The 25,716-nt window shown below is 69.3% G+C and carries 25 protein-coding genes; 8 read left to right on the top strand and 17 right to left on the bottom strand.

The window, feature by feature from the left end; all coding sequences use genetic code 11:
* Positions 1-41 precede the first annotated feature (41 nt).
* Together MGN01_RS05220 and MGN01_RS05215 are read right to left on the bottom strand one after the other, a co-directional pair.
* On the bottom strand, positions 42-833 hold the full coding sequence (locus MGN01_RS05220; protein ID WP_147045525.1) for an SDR family NAD(P)-dependent oxidoreductase: 792 nt from the start codon (positions 831-833) through the stop codon (positions 42-44).
* An 82-nt stretch (positions 834-915) separates the two neighbouring features.
* Positions 916-2,304: an MFS transporter gene (locus tag MGN01_RS05215; protein ID WP_147045524.1), complete on the bottom strand. Its 1,389-nt coding sequence runs from the start codon at positions 2,302-2,304 to the stop codon at positions 916-918.
* 147 nt (positions 2,305-2,451) lie between these two features.
* Between MGN01_RS05215 and MGN01_RS05210 the strand changes: the two genes are divergently transcribed.
* Positions 2,452-3,321, top strand: a complete 870-nt coding sequence (locus MGN01_RS05210; RefSeq protein WP_147045523.1) for an NAD(P)-dependent oxidoreductase — start codon at positions 2,452-2,454, stop codon at positions 3,319-3,321.
* A 4-nt stretch (positions 3,322-3,325) separates the two neighbouring features.
* Here MGN01_RS05210 and MGN01_RS05205 read toward each other — a convergent pair whose 3' ends face one another.
* Positions 3,326-4,504 (bottom strand): MFS transporter, encoded by a 1,179-nt coding sequence (locus tag MGN01_RS05205; RefSeq protein ID WP_238257608.1) that lies wholly within the window; start codon positions 4,502-4,504, stop codon positions 3,326-3,328.
* Between the two features lie 228 nt (positions 4,505-4,732).
* Entirely contained in the window at positions 4,733-5,677 is a 945-nt protein-coding gene (locus MGN01_RS05200; protein WP_147045521.1) for a Kelch repeat-containing protein, read from the bottom strand.
* Between the two features lie 126 nt (positions 5,678-5,803).
* Between MGN01_RS05200 and MGN01_RS05195 the strand changes: the two genes are divergently transcribed.
* Positions 5,804-6,529, top strand: coding sequence for a sulfate transporter family protein (locus MGN01_RS05195; RefSeq protein ID WP_147045520.1), 726 nt, complete (start codon positions 5,804-5,806; stop codon positions 6,527-6,529).
* Here the strand turns inward: MGN01_RS05195 and MGN01_RS05190 are convergent.
* A complete protein-coding gene (locus MGN01_RS05190; RefSeq protein WP_147045519.1) occupies positions 6,507-6,797 on the bottom strand; it encodes a hypothetical protein in 291 nt (96 codons plus the stop codon). The genes MGN01_RS05195 and MGN01_RS05190 overlap by 23 nt on opposite strands.
* 57 nt (positions 6,798-6,854) lie before the next feature.
* On the bottom strand, positions 6,855-7,859 hold the full coding sequence (locus tag MGN01_RS05185) for a 2-hydroxyacid dehydrogenase (RefSeq protein ID WP_147045518.1): 1,005 nt from the start codon (positions 7,857-7,859) through the stop codon (positions 6,855-6,857).
* Positions 7,860-8,079: 220 nt separating this feature from the next.
* On the opposite strand from MGN01_RS05185, the gene MGN01_RS05180 reads away from it, so the two are divergent.
* The gene (locus MGN01_RS05180) at positions 8,080-8,622 is read left to right on the top strand and encodes an SH3 domain-containing protein (RefSeq protein ID WP_147045647.1); all 543 of its coding nucleotides are present in this window, start codon (positions 8,080-8,082) and stop codon (positions 8,620-8,622) included.
* Between the two features lie 55 nt (positions 8,623-8,677).
* On the opposite strand, the gene irr is transcribed toward MGN01_RS05180, so the two are convergent.
* Both irr and MGN01_RS05170 read right to left on the bottom strand, forming a co-directional pair.
* Complete coding sequence (irr, locus tag MGN01_RS05175; protein WP_147045517.1) at positions 8,678-9,181, bottom strand: Fur family transcriptional regulator Irr; 504 nt, start codon at positions 9,179-9,181, stop codon at positions 8,678-8,680.
* A 112-nt stretch (positions 9,182-9,293) separates the two neighbouring features.
* Entirely contained in the window at positions 9,294-10,508 is a 1,215-nt protein-coding gene (locus tag MGN01_RS05170) for a polyhydroxyalkanoate depolymerase (protein ID WP_147045516.1), read from the bottom strand.
* 394 nt (positions 10,509-10,902) lie between these two features.
* On the opposite strand from MGN01_RS05170, the gene MGN01_RS05165 reads away from it, so the two are divergent.
* Positions 10,903-11,559, top strand: a complete 657-nt coding sequence (locus MGN01_RS05165) for a glutathione S-transferase family protein (protein WP_147045515.1) — start codon at positions 10,903-10,905, stop codon at positions 11,557-11,559.
* Positions 11,560-11,573: 14 nt separating this feature from the next.
* Here MGN01_RS05165 and ligA read toward each other — a convergent pair whose 3' ends face one another.
* Complete coding sequence (gene ligA / locus MGN01_RS05160; RefSeq protein WP_147045514.1) at positions 11,574-14,012, bottom strand: NAD-dependent DNA ligase LigA; 2,439 nt, start codon at positions 14,010-14,012, stop codon at positions 11,574-11,576.
* A 194-nt stretch (positions 14,013-14,206) separates the two neighbouring features.
* Here ligA and MGN01_RS05155 point away from each other — a divergent pair, with 194 nt between their 5' ends.
* Positions 14,207-14,527: a hypothetical protein gene (locus MGN01_RS05155; protein WP_147045646.1), complete on the top strand. Its 321-nt coding sequence runs from the start codon at positions 14,207-14,209 to the stop codon at positions 14,525-14,527.
* A gap of 88 nt (positions 14,528-14,615) precedes the next feature.
* Here MGN01_RS05155 and MGN01_RS24380 read toward each other — a convergent pair whose 3' ends face one another.
* The 3 genes from MGN01_RS24380 to soxC form a co-directional block, all read right to left on the bottom strand.
* A complete protein-coding gene (locus MGN01_RS24380; RefSeq protein WP_280178534.1) occupies positions 14,616-14,741 on the bottom strand; it encodes a hypothetical protein in 126 nt (41 codons plus the stop codon).
* Between the two features lie 144 nt (positions 14,742-14,885).
* The gene (locus MGN01_RS05150) at positions 14,886-15,419 is read right to left on the bottom strand and encodes a c-type cytochrome (protein WP_147045513.1); all 534 of its coding nucleotides are present in this window, start codon (positions 15,417-15,419) and stop codon (positions 14,886-14,888) included.
* Entirely contained in the window at positions 15,400-16,710 is a 1,311-nt protein-coding gene (gene soxC / locus MGN01_RS05145) for a sulfite dehydrogenase (protein WP_147045512.1), read from the bottom strand. Before soxC ends, MGN01_RS05150 begins: the two co-directional genes overlap by 20 nt.
* A gap of 243 nt (positions 16,711-16,953) precedes the next feature.
* Here soxC and MGN01_RS05140 point away from each other — a divergent pair, with 243 nt between their 5' ends.
* A complete protein-coding gene (locus MGN01_RS05140; protein WP_147045511.1) occupies positions 16,954-18,642 on the top strand; it encodes a methyl-accepting chemotaxis protein in 1,689 nt (562 codons plus the stop codon).
* Positions 18,643-18,868: 226 nt separating this feature from the next.
* Positions 18,869-19,882 carry an adenosine kinase gene (locus MGN01_RS05135; RefSeq protein ID WP_147045510.1) on the top strand — a complete coding sequence of 338 codons (1,014 nt, stop codon included), beginning with the start codon at positions 18,869-18,871 and terminating at the stop codon, positions 19,880-19,882.
* A gap of 22 nt (positions 19,883-19,904) precedes the next feature.
* Here the strand turns inward: MGN01_RS05135 and MGN01_RS05130 are convergent, their stop codons facing one another.
* From MGN01_RS05130 to MGN01_RS05120, 3 genes are all read right to left on the bottom strand, one after another.
* Positions 19,905-20,492 carry a hypothetical protein gene (locus tag MGN01_RS05130; RefSeq protein WP_147045509.1) on the bottom strand — a complete coding sequence of 196 codons (588 nt, stop codon included), beginning with the start codon at positions 20,490-20,492 and terminating at the stop codon, positions 19,905-19,907.
* A 102-nt stretch (positions 20,493-20,594) separates the two neighbouring features.
* Positions 20,595-20,930, bottom strand: coding sequence for a hypothetical protein (locus tag MGN01_RS05125; protein ID WP_147045508.1), 336 nt, complete (start codon positions 20,928-20,930; stop codon positions 20,595-20,597).
* Positions 20,931-21,014: 84 nt separating this feature from the next.
* Positions 21,015-23,096, bottom strand: coding sequence for a PAS domain-containing hybrid sensor histidine kinase/response regulator (locus MGN01_RS05120; RefSeq protein ID WP_147045507.1), 2,082 nt, complete (start codon positions 23,094-23,096; stop codon positions 21,015-21,017).
* 239 nt (positions 23,097-23,335) lie between these two features.
* On the opposite strand from MGN01_RS05120, the gene trpA reads away from it, so the two are divergent.
* Entirely contained in the window at positions 23,336-24,169 is an 834-nt protein-coding gene (gene trpA / locus MGN01_RS05115) for a tryptophan synthase subunit alpha (protein WP_147045506.1), read from the top strand.
* 16 nt (positions 24,170-24,185) lie between these two features.
* On the opposite strand, the gene MGN01_RS05110 is transcribed toward trpA, so the two are convergent.
* Both MGN01_RS05110 and MGN01_RS05105 read right to left on the bottom strand, forming a co-directional pair.
* Positions 24,186-25,436, bottom strand: coding sequence for a CCA tRNA nucleotidyltransferase (locus MGN01_RS05110; protein ID WP_147045645.1), 1,251 nt, complete (start codon positions 25,434-25,436; stop codon positions 24,186-24,188).
* A complete protein-coding gene (locus MGN01_RS05105) occupies positions 25,436-25,693 on the bottom strand; it encodes a DUF6111 family protein (RefSeq protein ID WP_147045505.1) in 258 nt (85 codons plus the stop codon). Before MGN01_RS05105 ends, MGN01_RS05110 begins: the two co-directional genes overlap by 1 nt.
* Positions 25,694-25,716: the final 23 nt, after the last annotated feature.

Raw genomic sequence — 25,716 nt, 5'->3', positions numbered from 1 at the left:
GAGTGGCGCCGGCCTCGTCAGCGGCCGGCGCGCTCCTCGGATCAGGCGATGCTGCGCAGCACGCCGCCATCGACCCGCAGGGCCGCCCCCGTCGTCGCGCTGGCGGCCGGCGTGCAGAGATAGGCGACCATGCTCGCCACCTCCTCGGCCGAGGCAAGGCGCTTGATCAGTGAGGTTGGGCGGTTCTCCGCGATGAACTCGCGGCCGACCTGATCGAGATCGGCTCCGGCGCCGCCCATCGATTTCAGGAATTCCGCGACGCCCTCCGTGAGGGTCGGCCCCGGCAGCACGCTGTTCACGGTGACGCCGCTGCCGCCGACGGTCTCGGCGAGGCCGCGCGAGATGGCGAGCTGCGCCGTCTTCGTCATCCCGTAATGGACCATCTCGACGGGGATGTTGATCCCGGACTCGCTGGCGATGAACACCACGCGCCCCCAGCCGCGCTCGACCATGCCCGGCGTATAGGCCCGCGAGAGCCGGATCCCGCTCATCACGTTCACGTCGAAGAAGCGCTGCCACTCGCGATCCTCGATCTCGAAGAACGGCCGCGGCTCGAAGATCCCGGCATTGTTGATCAGGATGTCGACCGCCGGCAGGCTGGCGACCAGCGCGTCGACGCCCTCGGCCGAACTGACGCTGCCGACCGCGGGGATGAACTGGCCGTCCGGGACCTCGCTCTTGAGCTGCGCGATGGCCGCCTCGACCCGCTCACCCGTGCGCCCGTTCACGGCGACGGAGGCGCCGAGCCGCGCCAGCTCCCTGGCCACCGCGTAGCCGATGCCGCCCGTCGAACCGGTGACGAGGGCGCTCTTGCCCGTGAGATCGATATTCATGATTGCACTCGCGTCGTCTTGAAGGTCTCGCCCGCCCGCATCTGCAACGTAGGAACGGGCGCACCGATCGACCATGCCCGCCCTATGACTTTGCGGGCCGCGGCTTCCTCAGGACGCTGGTGACCGTCCCGGTGAGCGCCAGCGCGATGGCGGCCGCAAGCGAGAACAGCACGGCACGGGCCGGGCTGCCGCCCGCGCCGTCGGCATGGGTGAGCCCGAACAGCACCGCGACGAGCGCCGCACCGAGCGACTGGCCGGTCAGCCGCGCCGTCGATTGCATGCCGCTGGCGCCGCCGCTGCGCTCCGGCGGGGCGCTGGTGATGATCAGTCGGTTGTTCGGCGACTGGAACAGGCCGAAGCCGAGCCCGGTGAGGCTCAGCCGCCAGACGATGTCGAGCGTCGAGGGATCGGCCGGCAGCAGCACCACGCCGGTGAGCCCGGCCGCCATGGTCGCGAGGCCGATCCCGCCGAGCAGACCCGGCGGATAGCGGTCGGAGAGCCGCCCGGCGAAGGGCGCCATCGCGGCCACCGCGATCGGCCAGGGCGTCATCAGCAGGCCGGTCTGCGTCGCCGAGAGATGCAGCACGTCCTGCAGGTAGAAGGGCAGCGCCACGAAGGCGGTCATCTGCGAGGAGAAGGCGCAGATCGAGCTAGCCATGGAGAGCGCGAAGGCCGGGATGCGCAGCAGGTCGACCGGCAGCAGCGGCGCCGGCAGGGCGAGCTGGCGGCGCACGAAGACGGTGCCGATGACGAGGGCCCCCCCGAGCTCGGCGAAGGCGAGCGGGCGGCTCTCGGCGCTGCCGAGCCCGTCGACGCCGATGATGACGCGGCCGAAGGTCAGGGCGTTGAGCACGCTGCTCGGGAGATCGAGCCGGCGCCCGCTCGCCGGCGTGTGGGGCAGCGTGCGCGCTCCGACGAGCAGGGCCGCCAGGCCCACCGGCAGGTTCACCAGGAAGAGCCAGTGCCAGGTCGCCACCGAGAGGATCGCGGCGGCCACCGTCGGTCCGGCGGCGGAGGCCACGGCGACGATGAGCGCGACGTTGCCGACACCGCGCCCGATCAGCCGCGCCGGGTAGATGAAGCGCACCAGCGCGATGTTCACGCTCATGATGCCCGCCGCGCCGAGCCCTTGCGCGATCCGCGCGACGATCAGCAGGTCGAGCGAGGGCGCGTAGGCGCAGGCGGCCGAGGCCAGGGTGAAGACCGACAGGCCCCCGAGATAGATCTTGCGATAGCCGATGCCGTCGCCGAGCGCCGCCAGCGGCAACAGCGAGGCGGTCACCGCGATCTGGTAGCCGTTGACGAGGAAGATCGCCTGGTCCGGCCGCACGGCGAGATCCCTCGCCATGGCCGGCAGCGCCACGTTCACGATCGCGCCGTCGAGCACCGCCAGCGTCATCGCCAGCGCGATTGCCAGGAGCGCGAGCAGGCGCTCACGGATCGGGAGGCCGTCTTGAGGCGTGTCGGTCATGCTGTCGCGGAAGACCTCCAGCGGCGATGTGGGCGAGGCGATGCCCTATCTTCCCTGCGCGGTCGACCCGCAACCGTCGCCTGGCGCCGTGATGCGTTCCGCGGCGGCCCCTGGCGTTCCGCAAGACCTACCGAGGCGGAGATGAGCATGGATATCGGATTTCTGGGACTTGGCCGCATGGGCCAGGCCATGGCCGCCAACCTCGTGAAGGCGGGCCATACCGTCCGGGTGTGGAACCGCTCGCCCGAGGCTGCAAACGGCATCGAGGGCGCGACGCGCGTCGCCACCGCGGCCGAGGCGTTCCGGGGCGACGCGGCGATCACCATGCTCGCCGACGATGCGGCGCTCCGCTCGGTGATCGTCGAGGGCGGCCTGCTCGACGGTGCCGAGCGGCCGGCCGTGCATGTCAGCATGTCGACGGTGGCGGTCGCGCTTGCCAGGGAGCTGGCTCCAATCCACGAGCGCGCCGGCGTAGCCTATGTCGCTGCCCCCGTCTTCGGGCGGCCGGAGGCGGCAGCGAACGCGGCCCTGAACATCGTTGCGGCCGGCGACGATGCTGCCATCACGAAGGTGCAGCCGCTCCTCGACGCGATGGGTGCCAAAACCTGGCGCTTCGGCTCGGAGCCTTCGGCCGCGAATGCCGTGAAGCTCGCCGGCAATTTCATGATCGTCTCGGCGATCGAGGCCATGGGCGAGGCCTCGGCCTTCGCCGAGGGCCACGGCGTCTCGAAGGCCGCGCTGCTCGACCTTCTGACCAACACGCTGTTCGCCTCGCCCGTCTACAAGGGCTACGGCGCGCTGATCGCCGAGGACCGCTACGAGCCGCCGGGCTTCACCCTACGGCTCGGTGCCAAGGACATCCGCCTCGTCCTTGCAGCGGCGGAGGGCGCCGGGGTGCCAATGCCTTTCGCCAGCGTGCTGCGCGACAACCTCATCGACGCGATCAGCCACGGCGACGGCGAGCGCGACTTCGCGGCGCTGGCCACCGTGGCGGCGCGGCGCAGCGGGCAGTCTTAAGGCCTCACACGGCCGGGCGCACCGCTGGCGCCCGGCCGCGATCGAGCGCCAGCGACACGGCCCAGACGGCAAGGCCGCCGAGCGCCAGGGCGACGCCGACCCAACCCGTCGACGGCAGGCCGAAGCCGGCGGCGATGGCGAGGCCGGCAAGCCAGGGACCGAGGGCGTTGGCGACGTTGAAGGCGGAGTGGTTGAGTGCCGCGGCGAGCGTCTGTGCGTCCTCCGCCACATCCATCAGGCGGGTCTGCAGGATGGTGGCAAGGCCGCCGCTGCAGCCGATCAGGAAGACGACGGGCAGCAGCGTCCAGAGGCTCGCGGTCGCAGCCGGGTAGAGGGCGAGCACCACGGCGCTCCACACCAAGGTCGCGCCCGCCGACAGCATAAGCTTGCCGGAGCGGTCCGCGATCCAGGCCCAGCCGAGATTGCCGATGGTCAGTCCCGCGCCGAAGACGGCGAGAGCCACGGGGATCAGGGCCGGCGAGACCCGCGTCACCGACAGCATGGTCGAGGCGAGGTAGGTGTACATCGAGAACATGCCGCCGAAGCCGATGGCGCCGATGCCGAGCGTCAGCCAGACCTGTCGGCGCTTGAGCGCACCGAGTTCCCGCAGCGGGCTCGCCCCCGCAATGGGCGGGCTCAGGGGCGCGTAGAGCCGCACCAGGGCGGCCGTCAGCAGAGCGAGCCCGGCGACGATCCCGAAACTCCAGCGCCAGCCGAAGATCTGGCCGATGACATTGGCGAGCGGCACGCCGACCACTGTGGCGACGGTGAGGCCCGTGAGCACCCTCGCTGCCGCCTGCGCCCGTTTCGCGTGGGGCACCAGTGAGGCGGCGAGCAGCATGGCCACGCCGAAATAGGCACCGTGCGGCAGGCCGGCGATGAAGCGGAAGGCCATCATCGCCGCGTAGCTCGGCGCCAGGGCGGAGAGCAGGTTGCCGATGGCAAACATCACCATCAGGCCGACGAGCAGCGTCCGCCGCGCGATCCGCGCCGCGAGCACCGCGATCACCGGTGCGCCCACCACCACGCCGAGCGCGTAGGCGCTGATCACGTGGCCGGCCGTCGGTGCGTCGATGCCCAAAGCCGGTGCAAATTCCGGCAGCAGGCTCATCGAGGCGAATTCGGTCGTGCCGATCGAGAAACCGCCGACGGCGAGCGCGAGGATGACGAGCGAGGGAGACACCTCGCCTCCGGCATCGAGCGCAGGATTGTCGTCGCAACAAACAGCGGAAGAATTCGTCACAGCCAATCCATTTTGCAGCGCAGCATGTCCGCAACCTAGCGACGAGCGCGCCGTTCCGCAGGCCCGAGCAGGGGCATGTCGGCCCTGTGCCTGGCGCAACCTCCGCCCGACCGTCGTCATTCCGAGGCTGCCCCACGATCCCATCACCGAAGGACCGGCAGAGGAACCTCAGCGTGTTGCCGGGCCGCCTTTCGGGTCGAACACCTCCACCGTACCCGACTTGAACCCGCCGGGCTTCGGGCTGCCGACGATGGTGTAGATCCGGCCGTCATAGGTCACTGCGCCAAAGCCGTGCCGGGCCGTCGGCAGTCTGGCGAGGCTGCGCCAGAAGTTCTTCGGAAGGTCGAAGGCCTCGACCTCGTCGTAGGTCTTCTGGTTCGACTCGCCGCCGATCACGTAGACATCCTGCCCCAGGACCGCCGAGGCGGTGCCGCTGCGGGCCGTCGGCAGCGGTGCGGCCTCGCTCCAGGCATCCTTGGCAGGATCATAGACCTGGTTCGCCGTGAGGTTCTGGGCCGAGCTGCCGTCGACCCTTCCGCCGACCGCGACGATCTTGCCGCCGAGGGCCTGCACCGCGAGGTGATCGCGCGGCGTCGGCAGCGGCGCGGCTTTGGTCCAGCGATCGGTCGCGGGGTCGTAGACCTCGTGAGCGGGGTTGTTCTTGCGGCCAGAGATGCTGCCGCCGACGACGTGGATCCTGCCGTCGAGCAGCGTCGCGCCGCCGGCCGCGCGGGCGGTCGGCAGCGGCGCGCGCGGCGTCCAGGCATTCGTCTTCGGGTCGTAGGCCCAAGCCTTGTCCGTCGCCTCCCAGCCGTTCACGTAGCCGCCGAACACGTAGATCAGGCCGCCCTGCCCCACCGCCATGGTGTGGTGCACGGGATAGGGAAACGGCGCGCCGCGGCTCCAGCTGTCCCCCGCGAGGTCGTAGATCAGAAGCTCGGTCTCGCCGTTATAGTCGCCCACCACGTAAGCCTTGCCGTCGACCGCCGCGACGGCGACCTCCGAGCGCTCGGCCGGCGCCGTGCTCGCCCCGGCCCAGGCGCCGACCTCGTGCGCTGCGGCCGGCGAAGCCAGCAGGGTGCCCGCAATCAGCAGGGCGACGGTTCTCGGCATGCTCGGCTCCGCTTCAGTATGTGCTCGCGGGGGAGAACGCGCGGCTCCGCGAAAGGACCCGCCCTTGCACGGAGGACAGAGTACGGCGAGAACCCCTCGCGACGTCGTTGCACAAGCGGACCCCCGATGCTGATCAAAGCCGCCGCCGCGGCCCTGCGCCAGGTCTTCTCGCCTGCCATGCGGGCGATCCTCCTGAAATCGCTGGCGCTGACGCTCGGCCTCCTGATCGTGGTCTGGTTCGCGCTGACGCGGCTGATCCAGTGGTTCCAGGCGAGCCACCACATCGCGGCCGACTACCCGATCCTCGACACCATCGCGTTCTTCCTGGCCGGCGCCGGGCTGTTCGTGGCCCTCGCCTACATCATGCCGGCGGTCTCGATCCTGGTCGCCGGCTTCTTCCTCGACGATGCCGCCGAGATCGTCGAGCGCACCGACTTCCCGAACGATCCGCCCGGCCGCGCCCTGCCCTGGAGTCAGGCCCTGCTCTACGCTCTGCGCTTCGCCGGGCTGGCGCTGGTGGTGAACCTCGTCGCGCTGCTCCTGATCTTCGTGCCGGGCGTGAACCTCGTCGCCTTCTTCGGCGCCAATGCCTACCTGCTCAGCCGCGAATATTTCGAGGCCGCCGCCAGCCGCTTCCGGCCGATCGCCGAGGCGCAGGCGATGCGCCGGCACTTCAACCTCACGACGCTCACCGCGGGGGCCGCGCTTGCGGGGCTGATGGTGGTGCCGATCGTGAACCTCGCCGTGCCGCTCTTCGGCATCGCGCTCATGGTCCACGTGCACAAGGGATTGAGCCGCAAGGCGCTGCTCGAGGCACCGGCTGCAGCCGCTAAGCGTCGTCTTCCCGGCTGAACACCTCACCCTGCTCCGCGAGCCGGGTGTTGTCGACATCGGCCCGCAGCCGCTGACGGTCGCGGTAACGGGTCAGGGCCTCCTGCCAGCCGAGCGGCAGGCCGAGGCCGTTCTGCCGGGCCTGCGCCGGGATCCTGTCGAGCAGAGCCCCCCAGTCCTCCTCGGACACGTCCTGGACCGTATCCGCGGAGGCGCTCCCGCGCAGAACCTCCTGCGCCAGCGCGATCAGCGGAGCGATCGTCCGGTCGAGCTCGCTGTCATCCGCCATCGCCTGATCCTTCTGGCGCAGTCCTACGGCGTCGCGTCCCGAGGCTGAAAGCCCGTCTCAGAGCATGCTCGGGAGGATCCGGTCCGGCGGCCGGTGGCCGTCCATGAAGGTTTTGATGTTGATGATGACCTTCTCACCCATATCGGTGCGGCTCTCGTGGGTCGCCGAGCCCATATGCGGCAGCAGCACCACCTTGCCGGCGCGAGCGAGCTTCACGAGGCGCGGGCTCACCGCCGGCTCCTGCTCGAACACGTCGAGGCCGGCGCCCGAGATGTCGCCGGACTCGATCAGGCGCGCCAGCGAGTTCTCGTCGATGACCTCGCCGCGAGCGGTGTTCACGACGATGGCCTCGGGCTTCATCAGCTTCAGGCGGCGGGCCGAGAGCAGGTGGTAGGTCGCCGGCGTGTGCGGGCAGTTCACCGACACCACATCGACGCGCGCCAGCATCTGGTCGAGGGACTCCCAGTAGGTCGCGCCGAGTTCCTGCTCGATCGCCGAGGGCACCCGGCGGCGGTTGTGGTAGTGGATGGACAGGCCGAACGCCTTGGCGCGCTTGGCCAGAGCCTGGCCGATCCGGCCCATGCCGACGATGCCGAGGCGCTTGCCGGTGATGCGGCGGCCGAGCATCCAGGTCGGCGACCAGCCGGTGCTCCAATTGTCCTCGGGGATGATGCGCGCGCCTTCCGCGACCCGGCGGGCAACCGCCAGGATCAGCGCCATGGTCATGTCGGCGGTGTCTTCCGTCAGCACGCCCGGCGTGTTGGTGACGGTGATGCCGCGCTCCAGCGCCGTGCCGACGTCGATATGATCGACGCCGTTGCCGAAATTGGCGATCAGCTTGAGGTTCGGGCCGGCCTGGGCGAGCAGTCCCGCATCGATCTCGTCGGTGACGGTGGGAACCAGAACGTCGGCCTCGCGCAACGCCGCAACGAGGGCGTCCTGCGCCAGGGGCGCGTCGTCCGGATTGAGGCGCGTGTCGAAGAGCTCGCGCATGCGCGCCTCGACCGCCTCCGGCAGGCGGCGCGTCACCACCACGAGCGGCTTGCGCTTCAACGACGACATGGTTCCTCCCGCGAGGTTTCCTCGCAACGCTTCCGGCAGAGTTCTCGGCGCCCGGACTTACGCTCCATTAACCGTGACACGGCCAGATGGAACGATCGACCGAGGCGCCGCGGGCTCAACTCCGCCGCACATCTTCCCGGTTTCTCTACCAGAGAGAGGTCGGAAGACAATGCGGGCCAAGCTCCCGCGGCTCCGGGCGACGAGCCAAGGACGATCGATGATGCGCCACGCGATTCTCGGGACTTCCCTCGCCTTCCTTCTCGCCGGCCTCAGCCCCGCCAGCGCCGCGCCTCCCGAGGGTGGCCGCGCGACCAAGCTGCCGCTGCCCCGCTATGCCAGCCTGAAGACCGACCGCGTCAACCTGCGCGAGGGGCCGTCGAAGGACCATCGCACGCTCTGGGTCTATCGCCGGGCCGGGCTGCCGGTGGAGATCATCGCCGAGTTTGAGACCTGGCGCCGCATCCGCGATTCCGAGGGCACCGAGGGCTGGGTGCTGCACTCCCTGCTCTCCGGACGCCGCACCGCCGTCGTCACCCCGCCGACGGGAGCGAAGGCGGCCTCCACCGTGCCGCTGCTCGCGCGCGCCGATGCCGGATCGACCGAGGAGGCCAAGCTCGAGCCCGGCGTCATCGGCAGCGTAAAGAGCTGCACCGGCACCTGGTGCCGCGTCATCGTCGCGCTGCCGCAGAGCCGCAGCGATGTCGACGGCTATATCCGCCAGGAGCGGCTCTGGGGCGTGTATCCGAACGAGACCGTGGAATGAAAAAAGCCGGCGATCCCTCGCCGGCCTTTCTCGAAAACTGGTTGATCCGGCCGGATCAGGCGCGGCCGGAGGCTCCGCGGCGGCGCAGGCGCACGATCACCTCGACGCCGGCGATCTCCATGCCCTCGGGCGCGTTCGGCAGGGATTCGACCGAGATGCCGCATTCCGGCATGTCCATCACCTCACCCTCCTCCTCGAGGAAGAAGTGGTGGTGCTCGCTCGGATTGGTGTCGAAATAGGCCTTCGACCCATCGAGCGCGAGCTGGCGCAGCAGGCCGGCCTCGGTGAACTGGTGCAGCGTGTTGTAGACGGTGGCCAGGGAGACCGGCACCTTGGCCCGCATCGCCTCGTCGTACAGCATTTCCGCGGTCAGGTGGCGGTCGCCACGGCCGAAGAGCAGCCAGCCGAGCGACAGGCGCTGACGGGTGGGGCGCAGGCCCGCGCGGCGCAAGCGGTCGCGCAGATCCGACAGCGGGCAGCCGCGACGGCCCGGGGCCTCGCTCGGAATGGATGACGGACGTGCGTTCAACACGGCCTGAAGCTGCACCAGATCGGACATCGGCGGGCTAAGGGCTCACTCTTCACCAGAACATATAGCGGTAGAGTATACGGATCCGGGCTGCCTGCGGCAAGCTGGCCAGGGGAACCGTCCCCGGCGCCCAACGCAGGGTTCATGCGTGGGACTGGATGAAGTTGCGCACCAGCGGGTAGGTCTGCCCCTCCCATTTGCGCCCCGAGAACACGCCGTAATGGCCAACGCCGGCCTGCAGATGGTGGCTGCGCATATGGGCCGGCAGGCTTGCGCAGAGATCGTGCGCGGCCATGGTCTGGCCGACTGCGCAGATGTCGTCGCGCTCGCCTTCCACCGTCATCAGCGCCGTGCGCTGGATCGCGCGCATGTCGATCGACTCGCCGCGATGGGTCAGCGCGTTGCGCGCCAGAGTGTAGTCCTGGAACACCGTCTTGACCGTCTCGAGGTAGAACTCGGCGGTGAGATCGAGCACGGCGAAATACTCGTCGTAGAAGGTCTCGATGGCCCGCGCCTTGTCCGACTCGCCGCGCATGTAGTGCCAGAACAAGTCCTGATGGGCCTGGCTGTGGCGCCCGGCATTCATCGAGACGAAGGCCGCGACCTGCATGTAGCCCGGATAGACCCGGCGGCCGGCGCCCCTGTGGCGGCTGCTCACCGTGCTGATCAGGTTCTTCTCGAACCACTCGATCGGCTTCGAGGTGGCGAGCGCGTTCACGGAGGTCGGGCTGATGCGGCAATCCACCGGGCCGGCCATGAGCGTCATGCTGCGCGGCTGGGCCGGGTTCCCGCTCTGGGCCATCACGGCGGTGGCGGCCAGCGCCTGCACGGCCGGCTGACAGACGGCGACGAGGTGCGAGCCCTCCCCCATCGTCTCCAGGAAGCGCACGACGTGGTCGACATAGTCGTCGAAGCCGAACACGCCCTCGGAGACCGGCACGTCGCGGGCATTGTGCCAGTCGGTGATGTAGACGTCGTGGTCGGCGAGCAGGGTGCGCACGGTGCCGCGCAGCAGCGTCGCGAAATGGCCAGAGAGCGGCGCGAGCACCAACACCTTCGGCTGCGGGCTCTCGATGTCCTTGCGGAAGCGCAGCAGCGTGGCGAAGGGCGTCGCCGCAACCGCCTCCTCGACAACCGGCACCTCGCGGTTGCCGACCGTGACCGCGTGGATGCCGTAATCCGGCCGGGCGAAGGTGAGGCCCGCGCGCATCATCATGCGGGCGCCCGCCGACCACCAGTTCGCCTGTTCGCGGAACGGCGTGCCTGCCCAAGGCGAGACCACCTGGTTCAACATCCGTCCCCAGCTGCGCGTCTGCTGGGCGAAGTCCGACTGGGCATCGAACGAGCGGTACATCATCAGATCCGCGCCTCCCGGGGCACCAGCCGGACAAGTCCAGCGCGTCCACGATGGTCCGAAATGTCTGCGCTCGGGCGAGCACGACAGCGGATCCGCAAGGGTTACGGCCGAGGCGAAACTGCGCAACCGGCAAAAGGTACAAGTTCAGCGTGTTTGAGGATGAGTGAAGCATAATTGCCTCACGTTGCCCGCCAGCAATAAACGATTGTTTTCACGCTAGAATCTTGGATTTCGACCTGCAGATGCCAGTGGGCGCGCTCGCCAAAGGCCATAACAGTCTCGGGAATAAGCCTGAGTATCAGGCGCAAGGCTGTTCCGTTCGTGCGGCAGCGTCATGCAACGGCACGAGTCTTGGATATCCCCGATCATGGCTCGTGCAGGGGGGAAGACGGACATGGCGGACGCGACGCTCACGATCTCCAGCCGCAACTACTCGTCGTGGTCGCTGCGGGGCTGGCTGCTCTGCCGCATGGCCGGGCTCGATTTCGAGTTGGATCTCCTGTCGGGCTCGGATTCCTCAACCCGCGCCGAGCTCCTGCACCTGTCACCGTCGTTCCTGGTGCCGCGGCTCACCCACGGCCCGGTGACGGTGTGGGATGCCCTCGCCATCGGCGAGTACCTCAACGAGATCAATCCCGGCGCCGGCCTCCTGCCGGAGGCATCGGCTGAGCGCGCCCGCTGCCGGGCGGTCTCGGCCGAGATGCATGGCGGCTTCATCAACCTGCGCTCGGCGCTGCCGATGAACCTGCGGGCGCATATTCCAGGCTTCCGCATCTTCAACGGCGCCGGGGGCGACATCGAGCGCATCGTGGCGATCTTCGAGGATTGCCTGGGACGCTCCGGCGGCCCTTACCTGTTCGGCGCGCGCCCCACCCTGGCAGACGCCATGTACGCCCCCGTCTGTACGCGCTTTCGCACCTACGACGTGAAGCTGCCCTTCATGGCGCAGACCTACCGCGACACCATCCTCGCCTGGGATCTGCTCGCCGAATGGACACAGGCGGCAATCGAGGAGCCGGACGAGATCGAGGAGCTCGAGATCGAGTTCTGATCTCGGTCGGCCCGTCAGGCGCTCACCAGCATCGCCAGCCAGTCGTCCTCCGAGATCACCTTCACCCCGTGCTTCTCGGCATCCTTGAGCTTCGATCCGGCACCGGGCCCAGCCACGACGAGATCGGTCTTCGCCGACACCGACCCCGAGACCTTGGCACCGAGGCGCTCGGCCGTGGCCTTGGCCTCGCTCCGGGTCATCTTTTCGAGGGTGCCGGTAAAGACCACCGTCTTGCCGGAGAAGGCGGCCGAAGACGTCGCGGCCTCGATCGGCTCGGCGCTGACCTCTTGGAGCAGGGCAGCGACCGCGTCGGCGTTGTGCGCCTCGGAAAAGAACTGGATCAGCGAGTCCGTGGCGACCGGGCCGATCTCGCCGTCATCGGCGAAGAGGTGATACGCCTCGCCCGGCTTCTGTCCGGCCGCCCGTTCGAGGGCCGCCTCCGCCGCCTCGGCATCCCCGTAATGTGCAAGCAGCGCCTCGCCCTGGCTCGCGGTGAGCCGGGCGCGCAGGCGGGCACCGATCGACTGCCCCTTCAAGGCTTCGCCCGGCGATGCCTCGATATCGGAGAGCAGCTTGTCGCGCGTGCCGGGGCCGATGCGCGGGATCGCCGACAGCTCGAGCCAGTCGGGACCGGCCTGGGCCTTGGCAGCCGCGTCGAGCGCCGCCTTCAGGGCCTGCATGTCGGGAAACCGCTTGGCCAGGGCCTTGGCCGTCGATTCCCCGATATGCGGGATGCCCAGGGCGAACAGGAAGCGGTTGAGCGGGATCTTCCGGCGCGCATCGAGCGAGGCGAGCAGGTTGTGGATCGCCTTGTCCTCGTCCTCGCCCTTCTTCTTGGGGGCCTTCTTCGGTGCTGCCTCGCCCTCGCCGCGCCTCTGCGCCGACAGCTCCTCGCGCCGCGCGACGATGGCGGCCCGAAGCGGCTCGAACTGGAGCCGAAAAAGATCGGCCGGCTGCTTCACGAGACCGGCCTCGAACAGCACTTCGATATAGGTCTGCCCGAACCCCTCCAGGTCGAAACCGTTGCGCGAGACGAAGTGCTTCAGCCGCTCGACGCCCTGCGCCGGGCAGATCAGGCCGCCCGTGCAGCGCCGGACCGCATCGCGCTTCTTCGTGCGCGGATTGAACTCGCGCACAGCCTTGCTGTCGCAGGCCGGGCAGCGATCGGGGAAGACGAAGGGCTTGGCATCGGCCGGGCGCTTCTCCAGCACCACGTCCATCACCTTCGGGATGACGTCGCCGGCGCGAACCACGATCACCGTGTCGCCGACGCGAATGTCGCGCCCCTCGCGGATCGGCTCGCCGTTGCCGCCGACGCCCTGGACGTAGCCCTCGTTGTGGAGCGTCGCGTTCGAGACCACCACGCCGCCGACCGTGACCGGCTTCAGCCGGGCCAACGGGTTGAGCGAGCCGGTGCGGCCGACCTGGATGTCGATGGCCTCCAGCGTCGTGAAAGCCTGCTGCGCCGCGAATTTATGGGCGAGCGCCCAGCGCGGCGAGCGCGAGACGAAGCCGAGCCGCTTCTGCAGGGCGAGGTCGTCGACCTTGTAGACGACGCCGTCGATATCGTAGCCGAGATCCGCCCGCTGGCGCTCGATCTCGCGGTAATGCGCGATCAACTCGGCCGCTGTCTCGCAGCGGACGGTGAGCGGGTTCACCGTCAGCCCGAACGACCTGAAGCGTTCCAGCACGCCCGATTGCGTGCCCTCGAAGGCCGGCTTCACCTCGCCCCAGGCATAGGCGAAGAACCGCAGGGGGCGCGAGGCCGTGATCCTCGGGTCGAGCTGGCGCAGGGAACCGGCGGCAGCGTTGCGCGGATTGGCGAAGAGCGGCTTGCCCGCCGCCTCCTGGCGCGCGTTGATGGCCGCGAAATCCTCGTGTGAGAGGTAGACCTCGCCGCGCACCTCACAGGTTCCGGGCGGGTCGCCCGCCAACTGCTCCGGAATGTCGTCGATGGTGAGCGCGTTCGCCGTAACGTTCTCGCCGACCTCGCCGTCGCCTCGCGTGGCGGCCGTGACGAGCCGGCCGTCCTCGTAGCGGAGCGACAGCGACAGCCCGTCGATCTTCGGCTCGGCGGTGAAAGCGAGCGGTTCGTTGTCCGGCCAGTTCAGGAAGCGGCGCACCCGCGCCACGAACTCGTCGACCTCCTCCTCGGCGAAAGCGTTGCCGAGGGAGAGCATCGGCACGGCATGCTTCACCTTCTCGAATTTCGAGGACGGTTTTGCGCCCACCGAGGCGCTGGCCTCACCCGTCCCGGCGAGATCGGGGAAGCGCCCCTCGATCTGCTCCAGCTCGCGCCGCAGCGCGTCGTACTCGGCATCCGAAATCTCGGGCGCGTCCTCGCCGTGATAGAGCCGGTCGGCCTCCGCGATCTCGGCCGAGAGGGCGGCGTGACGCGCCTTGGCACTCTCTTCCGTGAGAGCCTCGACGGAGGCGGCGGCTGCCTTGGCCATGAACGCGAACCCTTCTGAAGCGGCGCCCTCTACAGCATCGCGCCTCGCGTGGGACAAGACCGTGGGCGGCGGTTGCTCTGGACGAAGGCCGGTGCCGTCGAGCAGGGCCACATCCGAACCCGAATCCTGCCACACGCCCCGGCGAAAGACGCCATGAAGTGACGGGAGTGGGTTCGATGCAGACCGTGCGCGCGATGGCAGTGGCAGTCCTGGGAAGCTGGGCGCTCGCCCATGGCACGGCGCTCGCCGCGCCGATCGCCTGCACGCCCCCCGTGCCACCGCCGGCCGAGGCGAAGCCCGAGAAGCCGAAGCTGCCTGAAAAGCCGGCCTGCCTCGATGCCAAGGGCGGCTGCCCAGGCTGGGAGGCCTACAGCTTCAACGACGCGGTTAAGGCCTACAACCTTCAAGCGCAGGCCTTCCGGCCGCTGGCCGAGGCCTACATCCAGAAGCTCAACGCCTATGTGAAGGCGAGCAGCGAGTATGCCAGCTGCGAGGCGAAGTCGCTGCAGCAATAGAGTTCGGCGGGACAGCGCGCATGGAAAAGGCCGGCCCCGATCGGGAGCCGGCCTTTTTCCGGTCGCCAGGGTTGCCGGCGCTGACGGCTTAGCGGCCGTGGGCCTGAGAGGCGGACACCGGGACGCCTGCGGGGGAGGTGTAGCTCTGGGCCTGGGCAGCGGTGGCGGCGACCAGCGAGAGAGCGACGGCGGCGGCGGAAACGAGACGGGTCATGGTGAAACTCCTGTCATTCGGGTTCGGTGACGGCCCTGTCGGCCGTCATCTGATGACAGGAAGGTGGCCCCTCATCCGCTTCCGGAAAACCCGAATAAGATCGAACGAAACGATCAGGTTTTTCGAATAGATGGCCTGGACTGCTCAGCGCACGTCGGGCCGCGGGTCGGGAACGAAGCCGTCTCGGTTCGGCATCTGCACCGCCGAGAGCGACTGCGCGTCGAGCACCGCGTCGTCGGCGACCAACCCGTTGAGGTTCAGCAGGTAGCCGACCACGGCGTAGAGGTCGTCGTTGCCGAGCGATTGCGGCGCGTTCATCGGCATGGCGCGGTGGACGTAATCGAACAAGGTCGGCGCGTAGGGCCAGTAGCTGCCCACCGTCTTCACGGGCTTCGCGGAGGTCAGCGTCCCCTGGCCGCCCACCAGCCGGTCACCGAGGCCGCGCTCGCCCCGCTCGCCGTGGCAGGAGGCGCATTGCGCGGCGAAGACCTCGCGGCCATGGGCGACGCTGCCGCTGCCCGGGGGCAGCTTCTTGCCGTCCCGGTCGATATCGATGTTCCAGGCCGCGATCTCGGCCTCGCTCGCCGGGCGCCCCAGCCCGTAGCGGCCCTCGGCCTGGGCCGATCCGGCCAGCGCCAGGGCTAGCGCGGCGGCGATCTCAAGCCTTCGGATAGCCATTGGAGACCTCTCCGCTCGCCGCGATGCGCCAGGGGATGACCGCGTTGTCGTGGTAGAACGAGTTCATGCCGCGCGCCTTGGTCAGCGCCTCGAAGGTGGGCTGCACGTAGCCGGTCTCATCGGTGGCGCGGCTCTGGATCAGGGCCGGCTCGCCGTTCCAGGTCCAGGGCAGACGGAACCGGGTCAGCGCCTTGCCGAGCACCGGCGCCTGCAGCCCCGCATCCTGCCAGCTCTTGCCGTCGTCCACCGAGACCTCGACCCGGGTGATCTTGCCGCGACCGCTCCAGGCGATGCCCGTGATCTCGTTGAAGCCACGCTCCACCCGCTGCGTGCCCGAGGGCCGCGTGATGATGGACTTCGCCTCCATCACGAAGGTGAATTGCCGTGCCGTGCCATCCGGCATCAGGTCGGTGTATTTCGCGGTCTCCTCACGGGAATAGGCCGGCTCGTCCGTCACGTTGAGGCGGCGCAGCCACTTCACGCTCATGTTGCCCTCGAAGCCGGGCAGGAAGACGCGCAGCGGATAGCCCTGCTGCGGGCGCAGCCGCTCACCGTTCTGGCTGTAGACCAGCAGCGCATCGTCGAGGCATTTCTCGATGGGAATGCTGCGGGTCATGCCGGCGGAATCCGCCCCTTCCGCAACCACCCATTTCGCGCCCGGCTTGAGCCCGGCCTCCTCCAGCACCGTCTTGAGGCGCACACCGGTCCATTCGGCGCAGCTCAGCAGCCCGACGAGGTCCGAGGCTGTCTTCCCGGCATGGATCGCCTTGAAGTCCGGGTTGCCCGAGCATTCGAGGAAGTAGACGTGCGATTCCGATGGGAAGCGCCGGATCTCCTCCATTGTCAGGATCAGCGGCCGCTCCACGAGGCCGTGGATCATCAGGCGATGCTGGGCCGGGTCAATCTCAGGCACGCCGCCATGGTGGCGCTCGTAGAACAGGCCGTTCGGCGTGATGATCCCGTCGAGCTCCTGCAGCGGCGTGCGGACCGAGGCCGAGGTGTACTGCTTGAGCGATTTCGAGACGTTCTTGACGACATGCTTCTCGAAGGGCGAGGGCGTGCCGTAGGGCTGCGCGCCGGTATCCGCCCCAGGCGCCTTCATCCATTCGGGGACATTCGGCGGCCCGTTCGCCGCCTCCTCCGAGAGCGCCGTCTCGGCCGCGAGACCGGCGGCCATCGATCCGCCGACAAGCGCGGTTCCCCGCGACAGGAAGCGCCGGCGCGTCTGCGAGGCGCCGTCCCCGGCCCTTTCGGCCGATCCATTCCGGCTGAAACGTCTGTCCTTCGCCATGCGTCGTCCCGAGGAAGTCCGAGAGGCTCCGCTCCGCCAGCCTCGTGCGGCTGGTGGAGCGCCACCTTTTATGACCGCTTCCGGCAGCATCAGCCATGGCCGCGCCACTGCAACGGTTTCGGAAAGTCAGGCTCCAACCGTATGTGGTGTGCCAAATCCAGCCAAATTTTAATCATTATCGAGCAAAGAACAGGGACCGCAGCCGCGCGCCCCGACCTGATCGGCTGCCACTCGAGGTCCGCCGTGTCGCTCCAGAACCTTTCCATCCGCTCCAAGCTGATCGCGGCCTTCACGCTGCTGACTCTGTTCGTCGTCGGCCTCGGCGTGCTCGGCATCGTCGGCGCCCAGCGCATGCGCGAGAACAGCCTGCAGATCGAGACGAACTGGCTCCCGAGCATCCGCGCGCTCGGCGTGATCGACACCTACACCGCCCGCAGCAGCTCCCTCCTGCTGCGCCATACCCAGACCGTCGATCCGGCCTCGCTTGCCGCCATCGAGAAGGACATGGAGAAGTTCGGCAAGATCCTGGCCGATACCCGGACCGGTTACGAGCGCATGATCTCCTCGCCCGAGGAGCGCACCATCTACCAGGCCTTCGTCAGCTCGCTCGCCCAGTTCGAGACGGTGCGCGCCGACATCCTTCAGCTCTCGCGGAACGGTCAGAAGGCGGAGGCCTTCAACCTCTACGAAACCAAGGGCATGACACCGCGCCGCGCCGCCTCGGTCGAGCTCGGCAAGCTGGTCACCCTGAACAACGAGGGCGCCGCCGCCGCCGAGAAGCGCAGCGGCGAAGTCTACGACACCACCTGGACGCTCGGCGTCGGCGCGGTGATCCTCGGCCTCGTCCTGTCAGTGCTGTCGGCCGGCGTGATCATCCGTCAGGTGACCCGCGGTATCGCCTCCGTGGTCAAGCCGATGCAGGCGCTCGCCGCCGGCGACCTCTCGGTCCACGTGCCGCACCAGGGCGAGAAGACCGAGATCGGCACCATCGCCGCCGCCGTGCAGGTCTTCAAGGAGGGCCTCCTGCGCATGCGCAGCCTCGAAGAGGAGACCGCTCTGGCCCGCGCCAGCGCCGAGGAGCAGCGCAAGCACACGATGCGCGAGCTGGCCGACGGCCTCGAGCGCGCCGTCGGCAGCATCGTCGGCATGGTCTCGTCCTCGGCCACCGAGCTGCAGGCCACCGCCCAGACCATGACCGCCACCGCGAGCCAGACGGCAGGTCAGTCCGGCTCGGTCGCCGCGGCCGCGGAGGAAGCTGCCTCCAACGTCAACACCGTCGCCGCGGCGGCGGAGGAGCTCGGCGCCTCGGTTCTGGAAATCGGGCGTCAGGTCGGCGGCTCGGCGGACCTTGCCCGCGCGGCCGTCACCGAGGCCAGCCAGACCACCGCCCTGGTGAAGGAGCTGAGCAGCGCCGCCACCCGCATCGGTGACGTCGTGGCCATGATCTCGACCATCGCCGCCCAGACCAATCTGCTGGCGCTCAACGCCACCATCGAGGCGGCCCGCGCCGGCGAGGCCGGCCGCGGCTTCGCCGTGGTGGCCTCCGAGGTCAAGGAACTGGCCGGTCAGACCGCACGCGCCACCGAGGAGATCAGCACCCAGATCACCCAGATTCAGGGCTCGACCAACCAGGCCGTGACGGCGATCGGCTCGATCACCGCCCGGATCGAGGAGATCAGCGGCGTCGCCACCTCGATCGCCGCCGCCGTCGAGGAGCAGGGTGCGGCCACCCAGGAGATCGTGCGCAACGTCGCCCAGGCCGCCATGGGCACCAGCGACGTCACCAGCAACGTCGCCGGCCTCGCCAGCGCCGCCGACGAGACCGGGGCCGCCGCGAGCCAGGTCCTCGGCGCAGCCTCCGAGCTGTCGCGGCAGGCCGAACAGCTCACGGGCGAGGTCGACCGCTTCCTTGCCACCGTGCGCGCCGCCTGAGCGCAGCCCGAGACGAACGCCAAGACGCTGCTCCCCAAGACCCTGCCCCCCAAAGACCCCGCCCCTCACCGGGCGGGGTTTTTCGTTGGGATCCATCACCGACTTTCCGGGACCACGAAGCGGAACCCGGAACGACGAGAGCGGAGGGTCCACGCTCGGTCGGTTGACGCCCCACCGCCGCAATGCGACAGCCCCGGCCATCTCGACCGACAGACCGGACGGCCCGATGTCTCAACCTCTTGATCTTCTCGTCCTCGGCAACGCCATCGTCGACCTGATCGCGCGGACCGACGAGGACTTCCTCGCCAAGCAGGGTGTGCCGAAAGGCGCCATGGCCCTGATCGACGAGGCCCGGGCCGAGGAGCTGTTCGGAGCCATGGGCCAGACCACCGTCGTCTCCGGCGGCTCGGGCTCCAACACGGCGGCAGGCGCGGCGATTCTCGGCGCGCGAACCGGCTTCATCGGCAAGGTACGCGACGACGAGCTCGGCGGCCTGTTCGCGCATGACCTGCGGGCGACCGGCGTACGCTTCGACATGGCCGCGGCCACGGACGGCCCGGCTACGGCGCGCTGCTTCATCCTGGTGACGCCCGACGGCGAGCGCACCATGAACACCTATCTCGGGGCCTGCCAGGGGCTCTCGCCGGCCGATGTCGACGAGGCGACGGTGAAGAGCGCCCGCGTCACCTATCTCGAGGGCTACCTCTGGGATCCGCCGGCGGCCAAGGACGCCTTCCGCAAGGCCGTGAAGATTGCTCATGGCGCCGGAAACGCCGTGGCGCTGACCCTCTCCGACGCCTTCTGCGTCGATCGCTACCGCGACGAGTTCCTCGGTCTGATCCGTGACGGCAGCATCGACATCCTCTTCGCCAACCTCGCCGAGCTGAAGAGCCTCTACCAGACCGACGACGCCGAGGCCGCGATCAAGGCTCTGCGCGACGAGCGCGACGCCAAGGGCCGACACCTGCTCGGCCTCGTCACGCGCTCGGCCGAGGGCGCCCTCGTGGTGAAGGGCGGCGAGGTCAAGTCTGTGCCGGCCTCACCCGTCCACGAGGTGGTCGACACGACCGGCGCGGGCGATCTCTTCGCCGCCGGCTTCCTGGCCGGCCACGCCCGCGGCCTCGACCACGTCGCCAGCGCCCGCCTCGGGGCGCTCGCAGCGGCCGAGGTGATCGAGCATATCGGCGCGCGTCCGCAGAAGGACCTCGTTGCCCTGGCGAAGGCGCAGAACCTGCTCTGACCTGCTGGATTTCGGGCTGCGCTCAGGCCTGGAAGTCGAGGAGCATCGCGCTGGCGGAGCCGTTGTTGTTGCCGTTGGTGCCGTTCGCACCATAGGCGCTCGTCTGGTTCTGCGAGTCCTGCAACTGCTTCATGAAGCTCGACAGCAGGTCGCCAGCGGGGTCGCTGGTCGAGCCCGTTGTCGCGGTCGAACCGTTCAGCACGGCTGCGAAGGGGTCGTCGGAATCATCCGAATCGTCTGACCCGTCGGCCGCGGGCAGTGCGGGTGGCGAGCCACCGGCGCCGTGGACACCGTGATGGCCGCCATGACCACTGTGGCCCTGCGAGAGCACCTGTTTGAGGGTGTCGGCCTGGTCGCTGGTGAGCGCGCCGCTGTCCACCTGCTGGGAGATCAGGCCGTCGATCCGGCTCTTCAGGTCGGAGGGGCTGAGGCTGCTCGGCGAGACCGACCCGTTGCTGGTCAAGCTGCTGTCGATGGACTCGACGGCGCCGTCGAGGGCGGTCTGGTCGGTGCTGCTGATGCTGCCGGCGCTAGCCTTACTCGAAATGCTGTCGAGAATGCGCTGCTTGGGCGACGGATAGGCCTGGGAGGCGGCCGAGATCGTACTCATCGGAGAAGCTTTCGCGATGATTGAACACCCCCCAGTCGCGACCCTGCTCCTCCAGAGTTAAGATTCGGTCACGGGGGCGAGGTGGATCGACCAAGCCGCGGCCTAGTGCGCCCGCTCCAGGGCCTCGAACTCCGTCACGGCCTTGGCACAAGCGGCCTCGGACGGCTTCGGCAAGCTCGCCTCGAACGACGTCGCGTCGTTGAGCGCCGGCAGATAGCGATCCTCGGTGAAGGCCGCGCCAACCGCGGCCAGCATCCGCTGACGGTTCACTGCGATCGCCGCGCCCGTGCGCTCCTGAGGAACGCCGCAGGCGATGGCCCGGCCGATCACGCGGCCCTGCTTCGCGCCCTCGACCTGCGGGATGACCAGGGGCTTATCCTGGGCCGCAACGGCCGAGGCCAGCAGCGAGAGGACGAGCGCACAAACCGAAACCTTCATCCGAGCCTTAGCCTTCTCTCCGACGGCGAGAGTGATCGGGCCTGCAAGCCGGGCAAGGCAAGCGCTTTTCCGCCGCGAACCTCGTCAGGCCGCCTGCGAGCGCCACTCCAGCAGTCCAGGCAAGGCCTTGAGGTCCAGGGGTTTGGGCAGGAAGTCGTCAAAGCCGGCCTCGCGGGCGACCCGCTCGTCCTCTCCGGCTGCGTTCGCGGTCAGCGCGACCAGGAGATGCGGCACCGGTGCTCCGGCAGCTTCGAGGGCACGGATGCGCCGGATCGTGCCTAGCCCGTCGAGGCCGGGCATGCGGATGTCGATCAGCGCGAGGTCGAAGGGTTCTGCTGCCGCCTCGACCGCGGCCACGGCCTCGATGCCGTCGCGGGCGAGCGTCACCGTGGCACCGAGGCGCTCCAGCGCCTTGGTGGCGAGCAGTGCATTGATCGCGTTGTCCTCGGCGAGAAGCACGCGCTTCCCCGTTCCGGGTCGGTGCCGCCCTTTCGCGGTCGAGGACATGGCCGGTTGGGCGGGAATGGAGCGCGGAGCCGGCCTCGTCTCAGACGTCTCCGCTGCGGGTCCGGCGCCGGGTTCGAGCAGGCGGTCGAACAGCGAGCGGGCGCGCACCGGCTTGATCAGGTAGCTGTCGAACCCGGCCGCGCCCGGCGCGCCGAACTCCCGGCGGTCGAAGGGCGAGAGCAGGATCAGGCTGCAGCGCACGCCGCTGCGCCGAGCCTCGGCCGCGAGACGGCGCACGTCGGCATCCCCCAGAGACCGATCGGCGATGACCGCATCGAAGCCGGCTCCGTCGAGCGCGTCGAGCGCCGCTTCTACGCTCGGAACGATGACGGCCGCCGCGCCCGAGCGCGAGAGCCGCCGCGCGAGATAGGGGGCCTGGAATGGGGAATCGGCGGCGATCAGCACCTTGCGCGCTCGGAGCGAAGGTGCGCGGACCGCCACCTCGTCTCCCGCGAGCGGGAGCGGGAGGATCACGCGGAACGTGCTGCCGCGGCCGGGTTTCGAGTTCACCTCGATGCGCCCGCCCATGCGGTCCACGAGCCGCTGCGTGATGGCAAGACCGAGGCCGGTCCCCTCATGGCTGCGGCTCGCGCTGCCGTCGCCCTGCTCGAATTCCTCGAAGAGCATCGGAATCCGCTCCTCGGGAATGCCGGGCCCGGTATCCTCGATCGACAGGACCACCGCCTCATCCGCCTGAGACAGGCTGACGCCGACGCCTCCGGTCTCGGTGAACTTGATGGCATTGCCGGCGAGGTTGAGCAGGATCTGGCGCACCCGGTCCGCATCGCCGACGCGCTGACACCGGAAATCCTCGGCGACGTCGAGAGCGATTTCCAGGCCCTTGTCCTGCGCGCGCGGCGCCATCAGCTCGACGACACCCTCGACGGTCGCGGCGATGTCGAAGGGCTCGGATGCGAGGTCGAGCTTTCCGGCCTCGATTCGCGAGAAATCGAGGATGCCGTCCACCAGCGTCAGCAGCGCCCGGCCGCTGGTCTGCACGGCTTCCACATAGGTGCGCTGCTCGGCATCGAGGCCCGTCTCCAGCACGAGATCGGCCATGCCGAGGATACCGTTGAGCGGCGTACGGAACTCGTGGCTGACGGTGGCGAGGAAGCGCGACTTGGCGATGTTGGCGCTCTCGGCCCGGCTCTTGGCCTCGTCGAGCGAGCGGACGGCCTCGATCCGGGCGGTAACGTCGCTGCCGGCCCGCAGCCAGTGCGGCGCGCCACCCGTGCCCTGAACCGGCATCTCGATGAAGGAGAACCAGCGCGGCCGGCCATCGACCGGCAGCACGCGTTCCTCGATCTGGCGCACGCCGTCGGGACGCTGCACGACCTCACCCGACTCCAGGATCGGGAGCTGCACGCTGGAGCCGAGGAGATCGATGGGCCGCGCGCCGAGCATCGCGGCGAACCCCTCGTTGGCGAAGGTGATGCGGCCCTGGTCGTCGCGCTGGACGATGCACTCGGTGGTCGCCTCGATCAGGGTCCGGTATCGCTCCTCGCTCTCGGCGAGCAGCCACAGGCGATCCTGCAGCACCTCGGCATCGTCAGCCTCGTGCGTCAGTGGGCCGCTGCGCCGGATGGCGACGACGAGAATGGTCGTCAGCGCGATCACGGTGAGGCTCAAGACCAGCAGCGCGATCCCATCGACCGACATCAGCACGCTCCGCGCACGGCCCAAGGGCCAGGATCCCGGATCGTCGCAGCCGCGCATGAAGGGCGGCTTGAGAAAGACGCCTAAGGGAGTCTGACCAAAACGCTCTGAATTCTCGCGATTCTTCCCGAGACGGCGGCTGCGGCGGCAATTGCCGTGAGACGCGCCCGCGCTTCACGCATGGGCGCCGATGGTGTAGGCGCGGCCTCGGATCCTGCCTCCCTCGTTCCCGGATTTCGGCCATGACCGCCCGCATCGACGCCACCTTCGCCCGCTGCCGCGCGGAAGGCCGTGCGGCCCTCGTGACCTACGTGATGGCAGGCGACCCCGACCCCGAGACCTCTCTGGCCGTGCTGAAAGCCCTGCCGGAGGCGGGCGCCGACATCGTCGAGTTCGGCCTGCCGTTCACCGACCCGATGGCCGACGGCCCGGCGATCCAGGCGGCGGGCCTGCGCGCCCTCGCGGCCGGCCAGGACCTGCGCAAGACGCTCGACCTCGTGGCACGCTTCCGCGAGGGCAACCGCGACACGCCGGTCGTGCTGATGGGCTACTACAACCCGATCTACGTCTACGGCGTCACGCGCTTCCTCGACGACGCCTTGAGCGCCGGAATCGACGGCCTCATCGTCGTCGACCTGCCGCCCGAGGAGGACGAGGAGCTCTGCCTGCCGGCACTGGCCAAGGGCCTCGCCTTCATCCGCCTCGCCACGCCGACGACGGACGCGCAGCGGCTTCCGGCCGTTCTCGAGAACACGGCGGGCTTCGTCTACTACGTCTCGATCACCGGCATCACCGGCACCGCGACCCCGGATTTCGGCCGCGTCGCCGAGGCTGTCGGCCGCATTCGCCCACATACCGATCTGCCGGTGGTGGTCGGGTTCGGCGTGAAGACGGGTGCGCATGCCGCCGAGATCGCCCGCGGCGCCGACGGCGTCGTGGTGGGCTCCGCCCTGGTCTCCGCCCTCGCCGGCAGTCTCGACGCGGAGAACCGCGCAACGCCCGGCACCGTCGCGGCGGTCGGCAGCCTGGTACGCGAGTTGGCGGATGGCGTACGCGGTGCGAAGTCGGGCGCATGAGCCTCCGAGACCCGGCTCAGTCCTGGCCGCGGCCGGCCGCTCCGAGGGCGTGGGCGATCAGCCGCTCCCGCTCTGCCTCGCCGGTTGGGCAGCCCTCGGACAGCCATAGCGCCCGTGCCGCTGCGAGGCCCCGGCCGACGGCCGGTCCCGGCGCAACGCCGCGGGCCACGAGATCGGCACCGCCGAGCGGAAGCGCCGGCCTCTCGCGGGATGCGACGAGATCGGCCAACTTGGCCAGAGCCTCGGCCTCCACCCGCGGGCGAGGCTCGCCCTCGATCGCGCGCAGGACCTCGGCGACGATCTCCGACCTGAGGGTTGCCGCAAGGCCGCGGATATCCCGCACCGCGATCTCCGCCCGATCGCGAAGAGTGGCGAGCGCGGTTGCATAGGCAGCGAGGTGGGCGTGCTCGGCCTTGGAGAGCCGCAAGGTCTCGCGCAGCCGCTCGGCATCCTCCACCGTCTGCACCGACAGCGCGGCAAGGCGCGCAATCGCCGGCGAGGCCAGATCGGCGGAGGCGCGGGCGAGGCGGCCGAGATCGACGACACCGCCGAGAAGCCGTGAGAGCAAGCCCGTCTCGCTCATCACCGCGACGGCCGGTACGGCGCGCGGGGCGAGCAGCAGCTTGAGCAACTCCGCCCTGACGCGTTCGTGCGAGAGGCGATCGAGCGAGGCACGGGCCGCGATAATAACATCGAGCGCCGGCCGGTCCGGCTCACCCCGGCCGAACCGGGCGTGGAAGCGGAAAAAGCGGAGCGAGCGCAGGGCATCCTCGCGGATGCGCGTCGCCGGATCGCCGATGAAGCGAAGCCGGCCCTCGGCGAGGTCGCGGAGTCCGCCGCCGGGATCGTGCAGATGTCCGTCGGCGCCGAGCGAGAGCGCGTTGATGGTGAAGTCGCGCCGCTCGGCATCACGGGCGAAATCGCGGCCGAAGCGCACCACGGCGTGGCGCCCGTCGGTCTCGATATCCTCGCGCAACGTCGTGACCTCGAAGGGCGCGCCGTCGACGACGAGAGTCACGGTGCCGTGCTCGAAACCCGTCGGCACCGCCTTCAGGCCGGCCGCCTTGGCGCGCGCCATGGTGCCGGCGGGCGGATGCGTCGTGGCGAAGTCGATGTCGGCGGCGTCCTGGCCGAGCAGCGCGTCGCGCACGCAGCCGCCGACGAGGCGGGTCTCCTCACCCTCCGCCTTCAGCGCGGCAAGGCAGGTCGCCACGCCCGGACGGTCGAGCAGCCGCTTCGGCCCGTCCGCGTCGAGCCCGGCCGGGATCACTTGAATTTCCCCGGCACGAGGCGGCCGTTCTCCATGTGCGGCGGGACGTAGCCCTCGGAGTGGCGGGTGGCGAAGAGCCCCGTCAACACGAGCGAGACGACGATGATCGACGCGCCCGCCAGCATGAGGCGCAGCCACTGCTCCTCCCAGTGCTCGGCCTGCAGCGGATTGCGCCGCGTGAGCGCGAGGAAGGCGGCGAAGGCGATGAAGGGTATCGCGAAGAGCAGAAGCTCTTCGAGGATCCAGCGGAGCATGATGGCCGATTAAGCGAATCCGG

Source organism: Methylobacterium gnaphalii (assembly GCF_007992215.1).
Classification (GTDB): Bacteria; Pseudomonadota; Alphaproteobacteria; order Rhizobiales; family Beijerinckiaceae; genus Methylobacterium; species Methylobacterium gnaphalii.
Note: the sequence above shows the minus strand (reverse complement) of the source record. Positions and strands in the feature narration are given on the sequence as shown.